This is a genomic window from Actinoplanes sp. NPDC049681, from assembly GCF_044465265.1.
GTDB lineage: Bacteria > Actinomycetota > Actinomycetes > Mycobacteriales > Micromonosporaceae > Actinoplanes.
In genome coordinates, this window is record NZ_JBITLP010000001.1 from 296,753 (window position 1) to 315,573 (window position 18,821).

17 protein-coding genes are annotated in these 18,821 nt (G+C 71.6%); 1 reads left to right on the plus strand and 16 read right to left on the minus strand.

The features are described 5' to 3' along the window. Nucleotides 1–42: 42 nt before the first annotated feature. From ACIBO8_RS01370 to ACIBO8_RS01385, 4 genes are all read right to left on the minus strand, one after another. Nucleotides 43–1,035 (minus strand): NAD-dependent epimerase/dehydratase family protein, encoded by a 993-nt coding sequence (locus tag ACIBO8_RS01370; protein WP_396113101.1) that lies wholly within the window; start codon nt 1,033–1,035, stop codon nt 43–45. A 69-nt stretch (nt 1,036–1,104) separates the two neighbouring features. Next, complete coding sequence (locus ACIBO8_RS01375) at nt 1,105–2,775, minus strand: cation acetate symporter (RefSeq protein WP_396113102.1); 1,671 nt, start codon at nt 2,773–2,775, stop codon at nt 1,105–1,107. After that, a complete protein-coding gene (locus ACIBO8_RS01380) occupies nt 2,772–3,158 on the minus strand; it encodes a DUF485 domain-containing protein (RefSeq protein WP_396113103.1) in 387 nt (128 codons plus the stop codon). Before ACIBO8_RS01380 ends, ACIBO8_RS01375 begins: the two co-directional genes overlap by 4 nt. A 137-nt stretch (nt 3,159–3,295) precedes the next feature. Beyond that, nucleotides 3,296–3,883, minus strand: coding sequence for a flavin reductase family protein (locus ACIBO8_RS01385; protein WP_396113854.1), 588 nt, complete (start codon nt 3,881–3,883; stop codon nt 3,296–3,298). A 119-nt stretch (nt 3,884–4,002) separates the two neighbouring features. Between ACIBO8_RS01385 and trpS the strand changes: the two genes are divergently transcribed. Continuing rightward, nucleotides 4,003–5,013 (plus strand): tryptophan--tRNA ligase, encoded by a 1,011-nt coding sequence (gene trpS / locus ACIBO8_RS01390; protein WP_396113855.1) that lies wholly within the window; start codon nt 4,003–4,005, stop codon nt 5,011–5,013. Here the strand turns inward: trpS and ACIBO8_RS01395 are convergent. From ACIBO8_RS01395 to ACIBO8_RS01450, 12 genes are all read right to left on the minus strand, one after another. Then, nucleotides 5,007–6,605: an ABC transporter permease gene (locus ACIBO8_RS01395; RefSeq protein ID WP_396113104.1), complete on the minus strand. Its 1,599-nt coding sequence runs from the start codon at nt 6,603–6,605 to the stop codon at nt 5,007–5,009. The two genes, trpS and ACIBO8_RS01395, sit on opposite strands and share 7 nt — an antisense overlap. Then, nucleotides 6,596–7,372, minus strand: a complete 777-nt coding sequence (locus tag ACIBO8_RS01400; protein ID WP_396113105.1) for an ABC transporter ATP-binding protein — start codon at nt 7,370–7,372, stop codon at nt 6,596–6,598. The genes ACIBO8_RS01395 and ACIBO8_RS01400 overlap by 10 nt, the downstream gene beginning before the upstream one ends. Before the next feature lie 82 nt (nt 7,373–7,454). Then, complete coding sequence (locus ACIBO8_RS01405) at nt 7,455–8,276, minus strand: hypothetical protein (RefSeq protein WP_396113106.1); 822 nt, start codon at nt 8,274–8,276, stop codon at nt 7,455–7,457. 93 nt (nt 8,277–8,369) lie between these two features. Next, nucleotides 8,370–9,995, minus strand: coding sequence for a cation acetate symporter (locus tag ACIBO8_RS01410; RefSeq protein WP_396113107.1), 1,626 nt, complete (start codon nt 9,993–9,995; stop codon nt 8,370–8,372). Further along, nucleotides 9,992–10,381, minus strand: coding sequence for a hypothetical protein (locus ACIBO8_RS01415; protein ID WP_396113108.1), 390 nt, complete (start codon nt 10,379–10,381; stop codon nt 9,992–9,994). The genes ACIBO8_RS01410 and ACIBO8_RS01415 overlap by 4 nt, the downstream gene beginning before the upstream one ends. A 31-nt stretch (nt 10,382–10,412) precedes the next feature. Further along, nucleotides 10,413–11,858, minus strand: coding sequence for a DUF4153 domain-containing protein (locus tag ACIBO8_RS01420; RefSeq protein ID WP_396113109.1), 1,446 nt, complete (start codon nt 11,856–11,858; stop codon nt 10,413–10,415). Nucleotides 11,859–12,239: 381 nt separating this feature from the next. After that, nucleotides 12,240–13,268 (minus strand): sensor histidine kinase, encoded by a 1,029-nt coding sequence (locus ACIBO8_RS01425; RefSeq protein WP_396113110.1) that lies wholly within the window; start codon nt 13,266–13,268, stop codon nt 12,240–12,242. Next, nucleotides 13,265–13,993 carry a response regulator gene (locus ACIBO8_RS01430; RefSeq protein WP_396113111.1) on the minus strand — a complete coding sequence of 243 codons (729 nt, stop codon included), beginning with the start codon at nt 13,991–13,993 and terminating at the stop codon, nt 13,265–13,267. The genes ACIBO8_RS01425 and ACIBO8_RS01430 overlap by 4 nt, the downstream gene beginning before the upstream one ends. A gap of 204 nt (nt 13,994–14,197) precedes the next feature. Further along, entirely contained in the window at nt 14,198–14,941 is a 744-nt protein-coding gene (locus ACIBO8_RS01435) for a LytR/AlgR family response regulator transcription factor (RefSeq protein WP_396113112.1), read from the minus strand. After that, a complete protein-coding gene (locus ACIBO8_RS01440; protein ID WP_396113113.1) occupies nt 14,938–16,149 on the minus strand; it encodes a sensor histidine kinase in 1,212 nt (403 codons plus the stop codon). Before ACIBO8_RS01440 ends, ACIBO8_RS01435 begins: the two co-directional genes overlap by 4 nt. A 48-nt stretch (nt 16,150–16,197) precedes the next feature. Beyond that, nucleotides 16,198–17,757: a sugar transferase gene (locus tag ACIBO8_RS01445; protein ID WP_396113856.1), complete on the minus strand. Its 1,560-nt coding sequence runs from the start codon at nt 17,755–17,757 to the stop codon at nt 16,198–16,200. Between the two features lie 196 nt (nt 17,758–17,953). Beyond that, entirely contained in the window at nt 17,954–18,814 is an 861-nt protein-coding gene (locus ACIBO8_RS01450; RefSeq protein WP_396113114.1) for an Fpg/Nei family DNA glycosylase, read from the minus strand. Between the last annotated feature and the right edge of the window lie 7 nt (nt 18,815–18,821).

The following is an 18,821-nucleotide window of genomic DNA, read 5'->3' on the forward strand; positions in this document are numbered from 1 at the left end:
GGAGACAATTACCGTTCGTGCAACGTTCACTACTGCGATCAATTACTCACTTGGCGAAGAACGCGGTACCCCATTGGCGAAGAACTCGATCGTGCGCCGCAGGCCCTCCTCGGGCGCCACCTGCGGTTCGTAGCCGAGGAGCGTGCGGGCCAGAGTGAGGTCGGGGCGGCGCTTCTCCGGGTCGTCGGCGGTACGCTCGATCAGCTCGATGCGGGAGTCGCTGCCGGCCAGCTTCACGATCAGCTCGGCCAGCTCCAGCATGGTCATCTCGTGTTCGGTGCCGCAGTTGATCGGGCCGGTCTCCCGGGAGTCGAGCAGCAGCAGGATGCCGCGGACCAGGTCGTCGACGTACGTGATCGAGCGGGTCTGCGCCCCGGTGCCGTGCACGGTGATCGGGGCGTTGCGCAGCGCCTGCGAGATGAAGGTCGGGATCGCGCGGCCGTCGTCGGGGCGCATGCGCGGACCGTACGTGTTGAAGATGCGCACGATCGCGGTGTCGAGCCCGTGGAACCGGTGGTACGCCATCGTGGCGGCCTCGGAGAACCGCTTCGCCTCGTCGTAGACCGCGCGTACGCCGATCGGGTTGACGTTGCCCCAGTAGCTCTCCGGCTGCGGGTGCACGGCCGGGTCGCCGTACGCCTCGGAGGTCGAAGCCATCAGGAAGCGGGCGGCGTCGGCGACGGCGCGGTCGAGCAGCGCCAGCGTGCCGGCCGAGCCCACCTTGAGGATCTCCACCGGCAGCTTGGCGAAGTCGGTGGGGCTGGCGGGCGAGGCCATGTGCAGGATCGCGTCGAAACGCTCGACCATCGCGGGGTGGGCCGGCAGCCCGTCGGTGACGTCGGCCTCGATCAGCGTGAACCGCGGCTCCGAGGCGAGGTGGGCGACGTTGTCGGCCGTACCGGTCACGAAGTTGTCGATGGCGACCACCGTGCAGCCGCGGGCGAGCAGGGCGTCGACCACGTGGGACGGCACGAAGCCGGCCCCGCCGCTGACCAGAATCCGATGTCCCTCGCCGAACCGCTGCTGCACCGCCATGAGGGTCACTCTAGGCGACCGGGGCCGACCCGCAATTTCCGGATCGGCCCCGTTGCCGCACGCGCGTGCTCAGTGCGCCCCGTGCCCGGTCAGCGACCGGACCTCGAGCTCGGCGTACTTGTCGGCGTCGCTCTCCTTGGACAGGACCGTGCCGATCCAGCCGCAGAGGAACCCGATCGGGATGGAGATGATGCCCGGGTTGTTCAGCGGGAACCAGTGCCAGTCCGAGTCCGGGAACATGGCCGTGGCGGAGCCGGAGACGACTGGCGAGAAGAACACCAGCACCACCGCGGCGATCAGGCCGCCGTAGATCGACCACAGCGCGCCGGAGGTGTTGAACCGCCGCCAGAACAGGCTGTAGAGGATCGCCGGCAGGTTGGCCGATGCCGCTACCGCGAACGCCAGCGCGACGAGGAACGCCACGTTGAGGCTCTGCGCGAAGATCGACAGCACGATCGCGATCGCGCCGATGACGAAGGCGGCGATGCGGGCCACCCGTACCTCGTCGCGCTCGCCCGCCTGGCCGCGCTTGACGACGCTGGCGTAGAAGTCGTGCGCCACGCTCGACGACGACGCCAGGGTCAGGCCCGCCACCACCGCGAGGATCGTGGCGAAGGCGACGGCCGCGATGATCGCCAGCAGCACCGCGCCGCCGGTGTCGCCGCCCAGGTAGTCGACGCCCAGCGCGCGGGCCAGCTGCGGTGCCGCCGTGTTGCCCGCCTTGTCCTGCGCGGTGATCGCCTTGCCGCCCACCAGGGCCGCCGCGCCGAAGCCCAGCGCCAGGGTGAACAGGTAGAACGTGCCGATGATGCCGATCGCCCAGAGCACGCTCTTACGGGCGATCCGGCTGGTCGGCACCGTGTAGAAGCGGGTCAGGATGTGCGGCAGGCCGGCCGTGCCCAGCACCAGCGCGATGCCCAGCGAGAGCAGGTCCATCTTGCTGTAGAAGGTCTTCGCGGCGTCGCCGGCCGTCTCGACGCCGTACCGCAGGCCGGGTTCCAGGAACGCGTCGCCCTTGCCGGACTGCGCGGCGGCGTCGCCGAGCAGGCTGGACAGGTTGAACTTGTAGTGCGCCAGCACCAGCACGGTCATCACGAGCGCGCCGGTCATCAGCAGGAAAGCCTTGACGATCTGGACGTACGTGGTGCCCTTCATGCCGCCCACCACGACGTACACGATCATCAGCGCGCCGACCAGGATGATCGTCGCGACCTTCGCGGTGTCGGCATCCATGCCGAGGAAGGTCGTGCCCGGCTTGATGCCGAGCAGCAGGCTGACCAGCGCGCCGGCGCCGACCATCTGAGCGATCAGGTAGAAGATCGACACGACGATGGTGGAGACGGACGCCGCCGTCCGCACCGGGCGCTGCCGCATCCGGAACGCCAGCACGTCGGCCATCGTGTAGCGGCCCGAGTTGCGCAGGAACTCCGCGACCAGCAGCAGCGCCACCAGCCACGCCACCAGGAAGCCGATCGAGTAGAGGAAGCCGTCGTAGCCGTACAGGGCGATGAGGCCGGCGATGCCCAGGAAGGACGCGGCCGACATGTAGTCGCCGCCGATCGCCATGCCGTTCTGGAACCCGGAGAACTGCCGTCCGCCGGCGTAGAAGTCGGTGGCGGTCTTGGTCTGCCGGCTGGCCCAGACGGTGATGGCGAGGGTGATCGCCACGAAGATCAGGAAGAGCGTGATCGTCAGGGTCCGGCTCGTCGAGGTGGTCGCCTCGGCCGCTACGTTGATCACTTGGCCGCCTCCGTGTCCGTCGTGGCGGTCTCCTGCGGCTCACGAGCGGCGGGTACGGCCGCGCCGCCGGCCAGGTCCGCGCCGATCCTGTCGGCCACCGGGTCGAGCTCCCTTGCGGCGTAGCGCGAGTAGTACCAGGCGATCAGGAACGTCGTCACGAACTGCAGCAGGCCGAGCAGCAGCGCGACGTTGATGTTGCCCACGAGCTTCACGGACATGAAACCGCGGGCGTACGCGGAGAGCAGGACGTAGAGCGCGTACCAGACGAAGAACGCGATCGTCATCGGGAAGACGAAGTTGCGCAGCTTGCGGCGCAACCCGGCGAATTCGGCGGACTGCTGGACCTCGAGGTACCTGTCGGTCGGGGTCGCATCGGTCGTCAACGGGGCTCACCACCTTCGTGGGGGCGGGTCTTTCCCGCACCGTCTTCGTGGGGCGGGTCTCCCGGCACCGTACGAAGCAGTGGCGTCGATCACTGACCGCCGGTCAGCGGGTGCGCCGAGCGGCAGTCAGCGTGCGCTCATCGGTCGAACTTGCGGTAACGCCCCCGGAAGTGCAGCAACGGCGCCGGGTCGCCCCCGCCGATGACCACGCTCTCGATCGTGGCCTCGATCAGCAGGGCCCACCCGTACGGGCGCTCGCCGTCGAGCCGGCACCCCGCCCAGGTGCCGGTGCCCCCGGGCACCGGACCGTAGTCGGTCTCCACCCAGTCGCCGGTGGCGAAGAGCCCGCCGGGTGCCGGCATGAGCCCCGCGAACCGGTCGGCCAGCTGCTGATCGCCGGGCCCGAGCGGCGTGACGGCGAAGCGCTTGGCGCTCGCCACCGCGTCCCAGAAGTCGCTCTCCTCATCGACCAGGCCGAGAACCCGCCCGGGGTCGCCGTCCGCGACCAGCATCGAGGAGACGGTGAGCCCGGCCGGCCCGGGAGCGGTCCACAGCGTGACAGGAGCGGCGAGCCGCCCCCGCAGCCGCCGCACCGGAGACTTGTCCGGCTCGGGCGTGGCGAACGGATCCGTCGAGTGGATGTGCCCACCGGTGTCAGGATTCACGTGAAACATTCTGCCGCCATCACGGGTACGCTTGTGGGCGTGAATAGCGCGCGCGTGCAGGGCTGGTGGCTGTCCTAGGGACGGCTACCCCATCGCGCTCGGGCCGTCCGTTCGGACGGCCCTTTTGTTTCCGCAGGGCTGTCCGCGACCCTGAGGAGACCGAAATGATCACTACCACCATGCCGCTCGATGAGCGCATCCGCGTCGCGCCCCACGACTTCCGGGTGCTGACCGGGGACCGGCCGACCGGACCGCTGCACCTCGGCCATTACTTCGGCACGTTGCGCAACCGTGTGGAGCTGCAGCGGCGCGGGGTCGACATGTTCGTCATCGTGGCCGACTACCAGGTGCTGACCGACCGGGACGTCGCCGACCGGCTGGTCGAGACCGTCGACGGCCTGCTGCTCGACTACCTCGCCGCTGGGCTCGATCCCGACCGGGCCACGATCTTCGCGCACAGTGCCGTGCCGGCCCTCAATCAGCTGCTGCTGCCGTTCCTCAGCCTGGTCAGCGTGCCCGAGCTGCAGCGCAACCCCACCGTCAAGGATGAGATCGCGCATTCGCGGCAGAGTGCGGTCAGCGGGCTGATGTTCACGTACCCGGTCCATCAGGCCGCCGACATCCTGTTCTGCAAGGGAAACCTTGTCCCGGTCGGGCAGGACCAGATGCCGCACATCGAGGTGACGCGTACGGTCGCCCGGCGCTTCAACGAGCGGTACGGGCCGGTGTTCCCCGTACCGGAGGGGCTGCTCAGCGACGCCCCGGTGCTGGCCGGGACCGACGGGCGGAAGATGAGCAAGAGCCGGGGCAACGCGATCGCGCTGTCCGCCACGCCGGACGAGACCGCGCGGCTCATCAGGGCGGCCACGACCGATGCGGACCGGCACATCACGTACGAGCCCGAGCGCCGGCCGGGGGTGTCCGGGCTGGTCCACCTCGCGGCCCTGTGTCTGGGCCGGGACCCGCAGGACGTCGCGGCCGAGATCGGGAACGCGGGGGCCGCCGCGCTCAAGCGGACCGTCACCGAGGCGGTCAACGAGTTCCTGGCGCCGATGCGGGAGCGGCGGGCGGCGTACGCGAAAGACCCGGGTTTCGTCCGTGACGTGCTGCGAACCGGTAACGCCCGGGCCTGCGAGATGGCGGATCAGACGCTGCGGGAGGTGCGGGAGGCGATGGGCACGGTCTACTGAGCCGCACTCACGGTCGCAAGCAGCTCGGGTCCCCGCCGGTCCAGCATCGGGCCGGCGAGCCGGAGCCCCAGCGCGAAGGCACCCACGCCGTAACCGACGGCGATCGGCGGTCCGATCCACAGCCAGACGTCGCCGAGCAGGTGGGCGCAGAGCTGCAGTGGTGCGGTGGCCAGGGCCGCGCCGAGCAGGGCGCCGAGGCCGAGCAGGCCCTTCGCGAGGCCGCCGCCCGACGACATGGCGAACGGGTTGACGGTGTCGGGCAGGGCGTACGCCGCGCGTACCGAGACGGGCAGCACGATGGCGAGGCCCACCCCGTACGCGGCCAGGAGGGTGCCGGCCAGCACGGGGATGCTCTGCGGCCGGCCGGTCACCAGGCCGGCGACCAGCGCGATCCCAAGCAGGGCCGGTCCGGCGTAAGCGGAGAACCCGGCGACCCGCGAAGCCAGCTCGACGCGCCCCGGAACCCCGGCCACGAGGTTGGCCGCGCAGGCGCTGCCGTCGAAGCCGAACTGGTTGGCCAGGCTGATCGCCGCCAGCGCGCCGACCAGGGCGAGCATGCCGGTCGGTGCCGCCGTGCCGCCGCCGGCGATCGCGGCGAAGGTGGGCAGGAAGACGCCGACCACGGTGAAGGTGATGAGGCTGGCTCGCCGGCGGGTCTCGCGCCACCAGTAGCGGACCTCGCGGGCGGCGAGCGCGCCGAACCGGTTCCGCGGTAGCCAGCGGGGCACCAGTTGCGCCACCGGCTTCCGGTTCGTGGCCGCCCGCTGCCGGGGCCGGGCGTTCGCCGCCGTGCCGATCATGGCGCGCTCCACCGTCGCGGACCACCATCGCAGCAGCAGCCCGATCGAGGCCAGGACCAGCGCAAGCTTGACCGGGACGGCCCAGGCCCGGCCCGCGACAAGATCGAGACCCATGCTGTACGGCGCGCCGAGCGGCGTCCACGCGACCACGTCGGCCACGCCGCCCACCCGATCCCAGTCCGCGTGCTGAGCCCCGGCCAGCGCGGCGAGCTGCAGCGGACCGAGCAGCGCGGCGGTGGCGGCGAGCAGGACCGTGGCCAGGTCGCGGGCCCGGCGGCTGCGCAGCGCGGTGGCGAACGCGCTGGTCACCGCCCGGCTGACGGCCGCGCACAACACCAGACCGACGATCACCCCGGCCAGCTCGACCACGGCGGCGCCGGCTCCGCCGAGCCGGGCCGCCGAGTGCACCATGCCGAGCGTCGCGGCGAAGGTCGCCACCGCCGGCACCCCGACCAGCGCCGCCGCGAGCAAACCCTTGATCAAGGTACGGCGGGGAAGCGGCAGCAGCGCGAACCGTGCCGGATCGAGCGACTCGTCCACCCCGAAGAACACCAGTGGCAGGAACAGCCAGCCGAGCACGATCGCCGCCCCGCCCAGGGGCAGGAGCACCTCCGCGGCGCGTCGCTCCTCCAGCAGGCCGGGGGCGGCGAAGGCGGCGTACCCGACGACGGCCGCACAGGCGGCGAGCACGGCGCCGACCACGAACAGGACCACCCGCCAGGTCTGGGCCCGCAGGCCGTTGGCGGTGAGGCGCAGTTTGAGGCGGACGAAGTGGCGGACGCTCAGAGCCACGCGAGCTCCGAGCCGGTCGCCGTACGCCCGCCGACCACCTCGACGAAGACGTCCTCGAGCGACCGCTCGCCGCGTACCTCGGCCAGGGTTCCGCGCACGCGGATGGTGCCCTCCGCCATGATCGCGACGTGGCTGCACAGCCGCTCGACGACCGCCATGACGTGGCTGGAGAAGACGACCGTGCCGCCACCGGCGACATAGCGGTGAAGGATGTCGCGGATCAGCGCCGCCGACACCGGATCCACGGCCTCGAACGGCTCGTCGAGGATCAGCAGCCGCGGCGCGTGCAGCATCGCGCAGGCGAGGCCGATCTTCTTCTTCATACCGGCCGAGTAGTCGACGACGAGCGTGCGGTTGGTCGCGCCGAGTTCCAGCACGTCCATCAGTTCGATGCTGCGCCGGTCGACCACCTCGGTGTCCATGCCGCGCAGCAGCCCGTGGTAGGCCAGCAGTTCCGTGCCGGTGAGGCGGTCGAAGAGGCGTACGCCGTCCGGCAGCACCCCGATCCGCGCCTTCGCCGCGGCCGGGTCGGCCCACACGTCGTACCCGAGGATCCTGGCCTGGCCCGCATCGGGCCGCAGCAGGCCGACCGCCATGGACAACGTGGTGGTCTTCCCGGCGCCGTTCGGGCCGAGCAGACCGAAGAAGGAGCCCGCGGGCACTTCCAGGTCGATCCCGGCAACCGCGACCTTCGTGTCGAATCGCTTGACGAGACCCTGCAGCGCGAGTGCCGGATCGGCGCTCGAGCGCTGATGGGGTACGACCATGGCGCGCAACCTACCGGGTATGCAGCGGCCCGGGCCACCCCCCGTGGGAGGCCCGGGCCGCTGGTCCCGTCGTTACGGGGTCTTACTGGACCCGTTCGATCACGGCACGTCGAATGAGGAACTTGCCCGCTTCGCGAACCTGCTCGAAGGCGGCGTTGTTCAGCAGGACGCAGCTGCCGGAGGTGCTGGCCACCTTGACGGTGGTGCTCTTGTTGTTGTCCAGGTTGGTCACCTTGAGGGTGGTACCGATCGGGAAGGTGCCGCTCGAGGCGGCCGGGGCGCCGCCCTCGCCGGAGAGGGTCACCGTCGAGCCCTTGCAGACGACCTCACCGGCGCCGCCCTGTCCCTGGCCCTGGCCTTGGCCTTGTCCCTGGCCTTGACCCTGGGCCTGGCCTTGACCCTGTCCCTGGGCCTGGCCTTGACCCTGTCCCTGGGCCTGGCCTTGACCCTGGCCCTGGCCCTGGCCCTGGCCCTGACCTTGACCTTGGCCCTGGCCCTGGCCTTGGCCCTTGCCCTGACCTTGGCCCTTGCCCTGGCCCTGGCCCTGGCCCTGGCCCTGGCCCTGGCCCTGACCTTGGCCCTGGCCCTGACCTTGGCCCTGTCCCTGGGCCGGGGGTTGAGCCTGGACGTCGGCGGTGCAGCCGGCGGCCGCCCGGCGCTGGTTGATCAGGTCGACGACGGCCTGCCGGTTCGCGATACGCGCCTCGGACAGCGCATCCGGGTTCGCCTTCTGCCCGGCGATGAAGGTCAGATTGTTCTGCAGGGCGGTGTCCAGACCGGCGCAACTCTCGCCCGCACTGCTCATTCCCGTGCTGACGGCGAAAGCGCCGCCGGCGAGGGCCGCGGCCGCCACGCCGATCAGCACCTTGCGGGTCCGGCCGGTCATCCTGCTTCTCCGGTACATGCACCGCTCCTTCGTCTCGACGAGCTGCCCCGTTGCAGCATCGTTATCTACGGAGGGTGGGTGCCGAAGGGTTCAGCAAAGACTCCTAAAAATTTAGAGCCGCAGGGATTCCGGGGCGTGCAGCCGGAGCATGGTCGCACCGATATCCGAGGGAATGCGGCGCTTTGTCAGCAGCGAACCGGCCACCATCACCGTGAAAGCGAGCGGCACTGTCCACGCGGCAGGCTGCCCGACGAGCTGAGCCGGCCACCCGCTCAGCGGCGGCCCCATGACGGTGAGTAGCACAGCGGCCATTGCGGCTCCCCCACCGGTGACGATTCCGGCCGCCGCTCCCACATCGGTCAAACCGCGCCACCAGATGCCGAGGACCAGCAACGGGCAGAAGCTGGACGCCGCTACCGCGAACGCCAGCCCGACCACCCGCGACACGTCCATGTTGGCCACGTACACGGACAGAGCCAGCGGTACGGACGCCGCCAGCACCGTGGCGACCCGGAAGTCCCGCACCGATCCGCCCCGCTCGGCGTGCAGCACGTCCGTGAAGACCACGCCCGCCACGCTGGTCAGCAGCCCCGACGACGTGGACAGGAACGCCGCCAGGGCACCCGCGGTGACCAGGGCGCCGAGGAACTGGCCGAGGTGGCCGCCGCCGAGCGCCGCCTCGGGCAGCACGAGCACGACTGCGTCCGTACGCCCGGTCATCAGAAGTTGCGGGGTGTAGATGCGGCCGAGGACGCCGTACAGGGTGGGGAGCAGGTAGAAGAGGCCGACCAGCGCCAGCACGACGAGGGTGGTGCGGCGCGCCGAGGCGCCGTCCGGATTGGTGTAGAAGCGGACCAGGACGTGCGGCAGCCCCATCGTGCCGAGGAACGTCGCCAGGATCAGCGAATACGTGGCGAACAGGCTCGAGTCGCCGCCCGGCAGCAGCCACGAGTCGCCGCGGTTCTCGTCGACGGCACTCACCTCGGGCACTCGCTCACCCGGCGCGAACGACAGCTCGTCGCCGGTCCGCACCCGGACGGCGCCGTCGAGCACCGCGTCCTGCTCGACGACGACGGTGGTCGCGGTGGCGAAGACCGGGCCGGCCGGCGGGGTGACAGCCGGGCGCCCGTCCGCCTGCCACTGCAGCGCGAGGAAGATCACGGGTACGGCCAGAGCCGTCAGCTTGAGCCAGTACTGGAACGCCTGGACGAAGGTGATGGCCCGCATCCCGCCGAGCGCCACGTTCGCGGTGACGACCAGGCCGACCAGTAGCGCGCCCCACTCGTACCGGCCGCCGGTGACGGTCGTGAAGGTGAGCCCGGCGCCTTGGAGCTGGGGCACGAGGTAGAGGCAGCCGATGAAGACGACGAAGACGGTCGCCAGCCTGCGCAGCACCGGAGACCGCAGGCGCACCTGGCAGAAGTCGGGAAGGGTGAACGCGCCGGACCGCCGCAGCGGCGCCGCGACGAAGAGCAGCAGGGCCAGGTAGCCGGCGGCGAATCCGACCGGATACCAGAGGACGTCGACCCCGTAGCGCAGCACCAGCCCGGCGACCCCGAGGAAGGACGCCGCGGACAGGTACTCGCCACTGATCGCGGCGGCGTTCCATGACGGGCTGACCGACCGCGAGGCGACCAGGAAGTCCGAGGTGGTCCGCGCGAAGCGCAGGCCGTACGCGCCGATGCCGACCGTGATCAGGACGACCACGACCAGCCCGGGTACGACGTACGGGTTCACGCTTCGGGCCTGCGGACGACGGCTATGAAGTCCTGCTCGTTGCGTTCCGCCCAGCGCACGTACGCCCAGCCCACCCCGACGAGGAACGGGAACGACAGAAAACCGAGCAGCAGCCACGGCAGGTTGATCCCGAGCACCGTGACCCGGCCGACCGCGGGCGCCACCGCGAAGAGCAACGGCAGCGCCCCGAGCCCGGTCACGACCACCAGGCCCAGCCGGACGGCGAGCGCGAGCTGGGCCCGGACCAGTCCCTTGACCAGCGCCTCCCCGACCGCGGTCCCCTCCGCCAGGTCGGCCCGGGCCGGGTCCGCCGGCCGGCGCCGGGCCGCGGCCTCGCCGAGCACGACCCGGGTGCGCTTCGGCGCGGCACCGGTCACGTCGCTCATGACCGGCAGTCTGGCGGCTCGGGCCGCAAAGTCAAGGTGTGGTCATGCAGGTGGAGTGGTACGCGGGCGGATTCTTCGCCAGCACCTCGCGGGCGTGCTCGCGGGCGAGGTTCGCGCCCCGCCAGTCGTCCACATTCTCGTCGAGGTCCTCGTAGACCGGTTCCAGCGCGCAGTCCCGCTGTTCACCGTGCAGGCGGTCGAGCGCCGGCACCGCATCGGCCGACAGCTGTGACAGGTACGCCGTGTCGATGCGCCCGCTCTGCTCGTAGCGGGCCACGTTGCGGTCCGCGATGAGGTGATCGGGGTTCGCGGCGGCGAGGCCGAGCAGGGCCAGCACGCCCACCGCCACGACGGTCCGGGGCAGCCACGACGCCTTCAGCCGCAGACCCGCGCCGAGGACCAGCAGGAACACCACGCCCAGCCACATCTCGCAGACCGAGACCAGCACACGCAGGCGGGTGAGCCCGTACGTGTCGGCGTAGAGGTCCATCCGGTGCAGTGCCGAGGCCACGATGACCAGGGTGAGCACGGACAGCGCCCCGAGCACCGCGCGGATCAGCACCCGGTCGGTACGCGTACCCCGCGGCGCCCACCGCGCGGCGCCCGCCAGGACGAGAAGCGTGAGCCCGGTGACGATCAGCAGCTGCCAGAAGCCGCCGCGAGCGTACTCGGCGTACGTGAGGCCGTCGGTGTCCAGGACATGCTTCGAGCCTCCGAACAGGACGGTGAGCTGGACGCCGACGAAGAGCCCGAAGAGCAGCACGAGCAGGCTGAGCGGTACGGCCCACTCGAGCCGGCGCACCCGCCGCCGTCCCGGTCCGTCCAGTCCGGACAGGTCGGGCGGCGCGGCCCGCAGGTAAGCGGCCCCGCCCAGCACGCAGACCGCCACGGCGAAGACGAAGATCCAGCGGGTCACGGTGCCCGCATCGACGTCCGGGACGACCGCACTGATCACGTCGGCAAAGGCGGCGTCGGCGGAGGCGAAAAGCGAACCGAACACCAGGAGGAGGGCCGCCGACACCGCGACGGTCGCCGCGATCCGCGCGCCGCTGCCGCCGCCCTGGCGCGCAGTGGTCGCCCCACGGGTGAGCCACGGCAGCGCGCGCAGCCCGGCGAACGGGGCCATCAATGCCGCCAGCAGAATGCCCCGGGCCGACCGGCCGTCCGCGACGGCAAGTGCACCGGTGAGCAGCGACGTGGCGAGGCAGAGCAGGAACAGCCACCCGGCCGCGCGGAACGTCCCGACGCTCAGCAGCGCGACGGTCGCCACCGACCAGCCGAAACGCTCATTGCCGAGTCTTTTCGGCTGCCAGGCGACCAACGGTCGCGGGGCTGTCGGCGACGGCCTGCCCGGCACGGCCCGGGCGATGATCAGCGCGATGACTCCCGCGACGACGGTGATCGCCCATCCGACGCCGGGACGGTCGAGCGGGATGCTGAGTGCCGCCACGACGGCGCCGAGCAGGACGGCCGACACGGTCGCGATCGTGGCGGGGCGGCCGGGGCCGGGCCAGCGCCGGCCGAAGAGCGAGGGGTCGGCCCAGGGACCGAGCAGCGGCGCGACCGGAGGACCGCCGGGAGGCGGCCGATAACCGGCCGGCGGCGGCGCGGCGGGGGCGGTGGCTGCCGGCCCGGGCGTCGGAGAAGGGGTCCGCGCCGGCTGAGCCGGCGGCGGAGCAGAGGGCCGTTCGGCCGACGGAGGGGCGGGCCGGGCCGGCTGAGCGGGCGGCGGAGTAGACGGCTGACCCGGCGGCGGCGTGGGGCTGGTCGACGACATGAAATATCCTCCTAAAAAGGGCAGCAAGAGGCAGCGGCTCGGCTGGATGTGGCAGGCCGGCCGAATGCTGGAGAAGAGGCGTCAGGTAGCGGAGAGCGGCAAGGTCACGTGGATGTGGCAGCCAGGCCCGCGGTCGGCGACGGCGATCGTGCCGCGGTGCAGCTGGACGACCCAGTGGGCGATGGCGAGGCCGAGGCCGGTGCCGCCGTCCTGGGCCCGCTCCCCGCGGGTGAAGCGTTCGAAGACGCGTTCCCGGTCGGCCGCCGGGATTCCCTCGCCGTCGTCGGCCACGGCGATGAGGACGTGGTCGTCGTGACGTTCGGCGCGGACCGTCACCGTGCCGCCCGGCGGGCTGTGGCGGGCGGCGTTGTCGAGCAGGTTGGCGAAGACCTGGTGCAGGCGTTCGCGGTCGCCGGTCAGGCGGATCTGCGGTGTCGAGACCTCGAAGCGGACGTCGTGACCGGCGCCGTCAGCGGTGACGCGTGCCTCCCGGACCACCTCCTCGAGGAAGGTGTGGAGGTCGATCGGCCTGCGGGCCAGCGGCACCACGCCGGCGTCCAGGCGGGAGAGGTCGAGCAGTTCGGTGACGAGGCGGCCCAGGCGCTGGGTCTGGGCGAGCGCGGTCCGCATGGTCTCCGGTTCGGCGCCGGAGACGCCGTCGACGATGTTCTCCAGCAGACCGCGCAGGGCGGTGATCGGCGTACGCAGCTCGTGGGAGACGTTCGCGATCAGTTCGCGGCGTTGCCGGTCGGCGGCGGCCAGGTCGGCCGCCATCTGGTTGAACGCGGCGGCCAGCTCGCCCACCTCGTCGCGGGAGGTGGCGCGCACCCGCCGGGTGTAGTCGCCGCGGGCCATGGCCTTGGCCGCGACGGTCATCTCGCGCAGGGGGACCGTCGCGCCGTGCGCCATGACCTGGAGGGTGATGAGGCCCAGGGCCACGGCGATGGCGAACCAGGACAGCTCCACGCGGACCCAGTCCAGGCTCCACCAGAAGATCAGCAGGCCGACCCCGCCGGCCAGGCCGAGCGCCAGGGACAGCTTCGCCTTGATCGAGCGTACGGGGTCGAGCGGCCGCGGCAGCCAGCCGAGGAGCCGGGTCAGCAGCCTCACCGGGCTACCTCCAGGGCGTACCCGACGCCGTGGACCGTGCGGATCAAGTCGGCGCCGAGCTTGCGGCGCAGGCCCTTGATGTGGCTGTCGACAGTACGGGTGCCCGAGGCGTCCGCCCAGCCCCACACGTCGGCGAGCAGGCGCTCACGGGGCAGCACCGTTCGGGGCCGGGTGGCCAGGTGCAGCAGCAGGTCGAACTCCGTCGGGGTCAGGTGGGCCTCGCGGCCGGCCCGGTGCACCCGGCGCTCGGCGACGTTGATCTCCAGGTCGCCGAGCCGCAGCAGCTCCGGCTCGGGATCCGGCGTGGGAACGCGGCTCGCCCGGCGCAGCAGGGCGTGCACCCGGGCGGTCAGCTCCCGCATGGAGAAGGGCTTGGTGAGGTAGTCGTCCGCGCCGACCGCGAGCCCGACCAGCAGATCGGTCTCGTCGTCGCGGGCGGTGAGCATCAGCACCGGCACCGGCCGCTCGGCCTGGATGCGCCGGCAGACCTCGAGGCCGTCGAAGCCGGGGAGCATGACGTCGAGGACGACGAGGTCCGGCCGGACCCGGCGGGCGGTCTCCACGGCCGTCGGGCCGTCGGCGGCGAACGAGACCTCGAACCCCTCGGCGCGCAGCCGAGCGGCGACCGCCTCGGCGATCGTGCGCTCGTCCTCCACGACGAGCACCCGGCGTGCGGGCCCGCCCGCCGTCGCGCCCGAGGTCCCCGTGCCCGTGCTGCCAGTCATCTCGCTGCCCTCCAGCCCGCATCCTGCTCGGCGGCAGCAGAACCGGCGCACCCCCGTCGCCGCCGATCTCCGCCGCGCGTTCGCAGCCTATTGACCAGGCGTGCAGCAGCGGCGGTGGACTTGTGGACGACTTGTGAAGATCACCGGCAGCCTGTGGATAACTCTGGGGACAACGCTGTAGACCTGTGGAAAACGCTGTGGATGTCAGCGGGTCCAGTCGTTCTTCGCCGCGCGGATGAGCTTGTCCTTGAGCTCGCGGGTGTGCCGGCGGCTGACCGGGAGCTCCGTGCCGTCGATCGTCACCACGTACCCCGACTGGGTGAGCCGGAGCTCCGCGACCAGCCGCAGCTGCACCAGGTACGACCGGTGGATCCGGACGAAGCCGGCATCCGCCCAGCGCTCGGCCAGCGTCGCCAGCGAGACCCGGACGAGGTGGGACGCGTCCGCGGTGTGCAGCCGGGCATAGTCGCCCTGCGCCTCGACCCAGCGCACCGACGAGCGCGGCAGCATCCGCGTCGTGCCGGCCAGCTCGACCGGGATGCTCGGCTCCTCTGCTCGCTTGGCGGGCGCCGGCAGCGGTGCCGCGCGCAGCCCGGCGACCCGGCGCAGCGACTCGGCGAGGCGCTCGGCCCGTACCGGCTTGCGGACGTAGTCGGTGACGCCCAGGTCGAAGGCGTCCACGGCGCCGTCGTCGTACGCGGTCACGAACACGATCGCCGGCGGCCGCGCGAACCGGCGCAGGATCCGGGCCAGCTCCATCCCGTCCAGCCCCGGCATGCGGATGTCCAGGAACACGGCGTCGACCTCGGTGTCCCGCAGCACCCGCAGCGCCTCGGTGGCATCGCCGGCGCGGTGCACATAGGCGACCCGGCCGTCGGCGTTGAGCAGGTACGCGAGCTCGTCCAGCGCCGGCGGCTCGTCATCCACAGCCAGAACGACCAGACTCACGCTCGTACCCCCGGGTGGAATTTCGGCACTCGCATACTGACCTTGGTCCCGGCCCCCGGCGCCGTCTCCACCACCAGGCCGAAATGGTCGCCGAAGACGGACCGCAGCCGCTCATCCACGTTGGAGAGCCCGACGTGCCGGCCGGCGTCGTCGCCCGTGCCGTTGGCGGCCTCCGCCACCCCCTCGGCGAGCGCCGCCGGATCCATGCCCACGCCGTCGTCCTCGACCGTGATGTGGCATTCGGCCCCGGCGTCCCGCGCCTCGATGCTCACCATGCCGACGCCCGGTTTGCGGGACAAGCCGTGCCGGACGGCGTTCTCCACCAGCGGTTGCAGGCACAGGAACGGCAGGCCGACCGGCAGCACCTCGGGCGCGATCTGAAGCCGGACCTGCAACCGGTCACCGAACCGGGCGCGTTCGATGGTCAGGTAGCGGTCGATCGAGCGCAGCTCCTCGGCCAGCGTGGTGAAGTCGCCGTGCGCGCGGAACGAGTAGCGGGTGAACTCGGCGAACTCCAGGATCAGCTCACGGGCACGTTCGGGGTCCGTACGCACGAACGAGGCGATGGCGGTGAGCGCGTTGTAGATGAAGTGCGGGCTGATCTGGGCCCGCAGTGCGCGAACCTCGGCGCGGGCCAGGCGTTCCCGGGACGACTCCAGCTCGGCGAGCGCGACCTGCGAGCCCGCCCACCGGGCGGTCTCCATGGTGGCCTGCACCAGCCCGGGCGCCGGCTGGTCGTCGGCCACCGCCACGAGGGCGCCGAGGGCCTGCCCGTCCGCGCCGGTCAGCGGCGTCACCACCGCGCCGCGCACCACGCAGTCCATCCGGTCGCAGGGCAGCTCGCCCGCGCCGAGCACGATCGACCGGTTGCTCGTCACCGCCCGGCGGGCCGCCGCCACGAGCTGGTCGAGGTGGTGGCTCGCCGGTCCGTCGGAGGCCAGGCAGGTCTTGCCGTCGCTGACCACCAGGCCGGGCGCGCCGACCAGCCGGCGCAGGTGCCGCACGGCCTTGCCGGCCGAGGCGGCGGTCAGCCCACTGCGCAGCGGCTCGGCGGCGAGGGAGGCGGCGTGCAGCACCTCGTACGTGGCCCGCTGACCGGCTGTGGCGATCCCCCGGCGGGCGCGCAGCCGCAGCACCGCCACGACGGCACCGACCAGGGCGGCGAGCACGGCGAGGACCGCTAGGACGCTCCCGGCCTGACCGCTCACGCACGCATCCTGTCCGGAACCGCCCCGGAACGCCAGGTCGGGCCGCTTCTAATAAGCGCCCTTGCGCTTCAAAACCACCCAGATCGTGCGCCACATGATGCTGAGGTCGTAGGTCAGCGACCAGTTGTCCACGTAGTAGAGATCGAGCCGGACCGCCTCGTCCCACGACAGGTCGGAGCGCCCGGAGACCTGCCACAGGCCGGTGATGCCGGGCCGGACCAGCAGCCGGCGCCGCACGTCGCCCAGGTAGTCGCCGTCGTCGGCGGGCAGCGGGCGCGGCCCGACCAGCGACATCTCGCCCTTCAGCACGTTGATCAGCTGCGGGAGCTCGTCCAGCGACGTGGCCCGCAGCTTGTTGCCGAAGGAGAAGATCCGCGGGTCGTTCTTCATCTTGAAGAGCATGCCGTCGGAGTCGTTGAGCTCCTCGAGGCTGGCCTTGCGCTCCTCGGCGTCGACGTACATGGTCCGGAACTTCCACACCCAGAAGGTGCGGCCCTCGTGGCCGACGCGGGGCTGCCGGAAGAACACCGGGCCGGGGTCGGACATCCGGATGCCGATCGCGATGAGCGCCAGCACCGGTGCGAGGAACAGCAGGCCGAAGAATGCGGCCACCCGGTCCAGCAGGTTCTTGGCGAGCCATCCGGGGCCGGAGAGGGTCGGCTCCTCGACGTGCAGCAGCGGCAGGCCCTCGATCGGGCGGATGTGCACCCGCGGGCCGGCGATGTCGGTGAGCTGCGGCGCCACCACCAGGTCGACGCCGGTGCCCTCGAGCTGCCACGCGAGGCGGCGCAGTTCACCGGGCTCCGCGCTGGCCGAGCCGCAGACCGCGATCGTGTCCGCGCCGACCTCTCGGACCAGGGTCAGCACGTCGCGGGCCGCGTACACGGGGACGGGGGTCTCGATGCCCCGGGCCGCCGCGTAGCCGTCGGTGATGTGGATGGCGACCGGGATGAGGCCGGCGGCGGGGCTGCGGGTGACCGCGGTGTAGACCTCGAGCGCCTCCGGCAGCGTGCCCATGAGGATCATCCGGTGCGCGCCGTGACCGGTCTTCTTCCGGGCGACGTGCAGGATCTGCCGGGCCGAGTAGCGGCAGAACAGGATGAAGATCAGCGACGCGGTCGTGACGTAGGCGATGGTGACGCGGGACAGCTGGGTCTTGGTGGCGAACGACAGCAGCGACACGCAGGCCACCACGGTGACGAAGCCGCGGACGACCCGTTTGAACTCCTCGCTGCCCAGCCCCAGGTAACGCCGGTCGTAGCTGCCGTTGCCCCAGAGGATGATCAGCCAGCCGAGCGGCAGGCCGGCGAAGGCGACCAGGTAGAAGATCTCCTCCCGGCCCTGGAAGCCGGAGTTCGCCTTCTCGATGAACTCGACGGCCAGCCAGCTCGCCAGCATCGCGGAGAGAAAATCCAGAAGGACGAGGATCGCCGTGTACGGCCGGTGCCAGCGGGACAGCCGGCGGTGCGACCTGGTCCAGGCGGACCGCGGCACGCCGTTACTGGGCGGCGGCTCCTGCTGCCACTCGAAGCTGTCGTACGGCATGCCGCTCCGGCTCTTGCTGCCACTGGACGCCGGGCGCTGGAGGCTCGTGGTCACCTCGCCTATGTCCTCCCGCATCACGTACCGCCCACACCGAGAACATTACGCACCGCCACGACCCCCTGACCTCCGGCGGGGTCGCCGGTCCCCTGCGCGCCGCCGACGAAGCACGGGACCGGGCCACTATACCGATGGAACGACGCAGAAGAAGGGGACGTTGTGGTCGCTTTCCCCCGGGAAACGACCCGCCTACCCTGCGTTACTACCGGATCAACTTGGACAGCCGTCGATCGGCCAGGGGCTTACCACCCGTTTGACACGTGGGGCAGTACTGAAGGCTCTTGTCGGCGAACGAGACCTCGCGCACGGTGTCGCCGCAGACCGGGCACGGCAGGCCGGTGCGGGCGTGCACCCGCATCCCGGCGCGCTTCTCGCCCTTCAGCTCGGCGGCCTTCTGCCCCACCGAACGGGCGACCGCGTCGGTCTCCACCTGACGGGTCGCCTCGTACAGGGTGGTGAGCTGCTCGTCGGTCAGCTTGCCGGTCAGCGCGAACGGCGACAGCTTGGCAACGTGCAGGATCTCGTCCGAGTAGGCGTTGCCGATGCCGGCGAGCACCTCCTGGTCGGTCAGCACGCCCTTGATCTGCCCGTTGCGGCTGCGGATGCGCTCGGCGAACTCGTCGCGGTCGACCGCCAGGGCGTCCGGGCCCAGCCGGGAGACGCCGGGCACCTCGGCCGGATCGCGCACCAGGTACGCGGCGAGCGACTTCTGGGTGCCCGCCTCGGTCAGGTCGAAGCCGGAACCGTCGTCGAGGCGTACCCGTAGCGCGATGGGCCCGCTGCCCGGCTTGAGCGGGGCGGGCGACTTGAAGGAGTCGCGGTAGTGCAGCCAGCCCGCCCGGGCGAGGTGCACGACGAGGTGCAGATCGTCGCCGAACGACACGTCCAGGAACTTGCCGTGCCGGCCGGCGCCGGTGACCGGCAGACCCGCCACCGCGCTCGGCGCCGGGTCGTACGTCTTCAACGCGCTGAACGAGGAGACCTCGAAGCGCTCCACGGTATGGCCGACCGCACGCTCCCGCAGGTATGCGGCGAGCGCCTCGACCTCGGGCAGCTCAGGCACGCCCCCA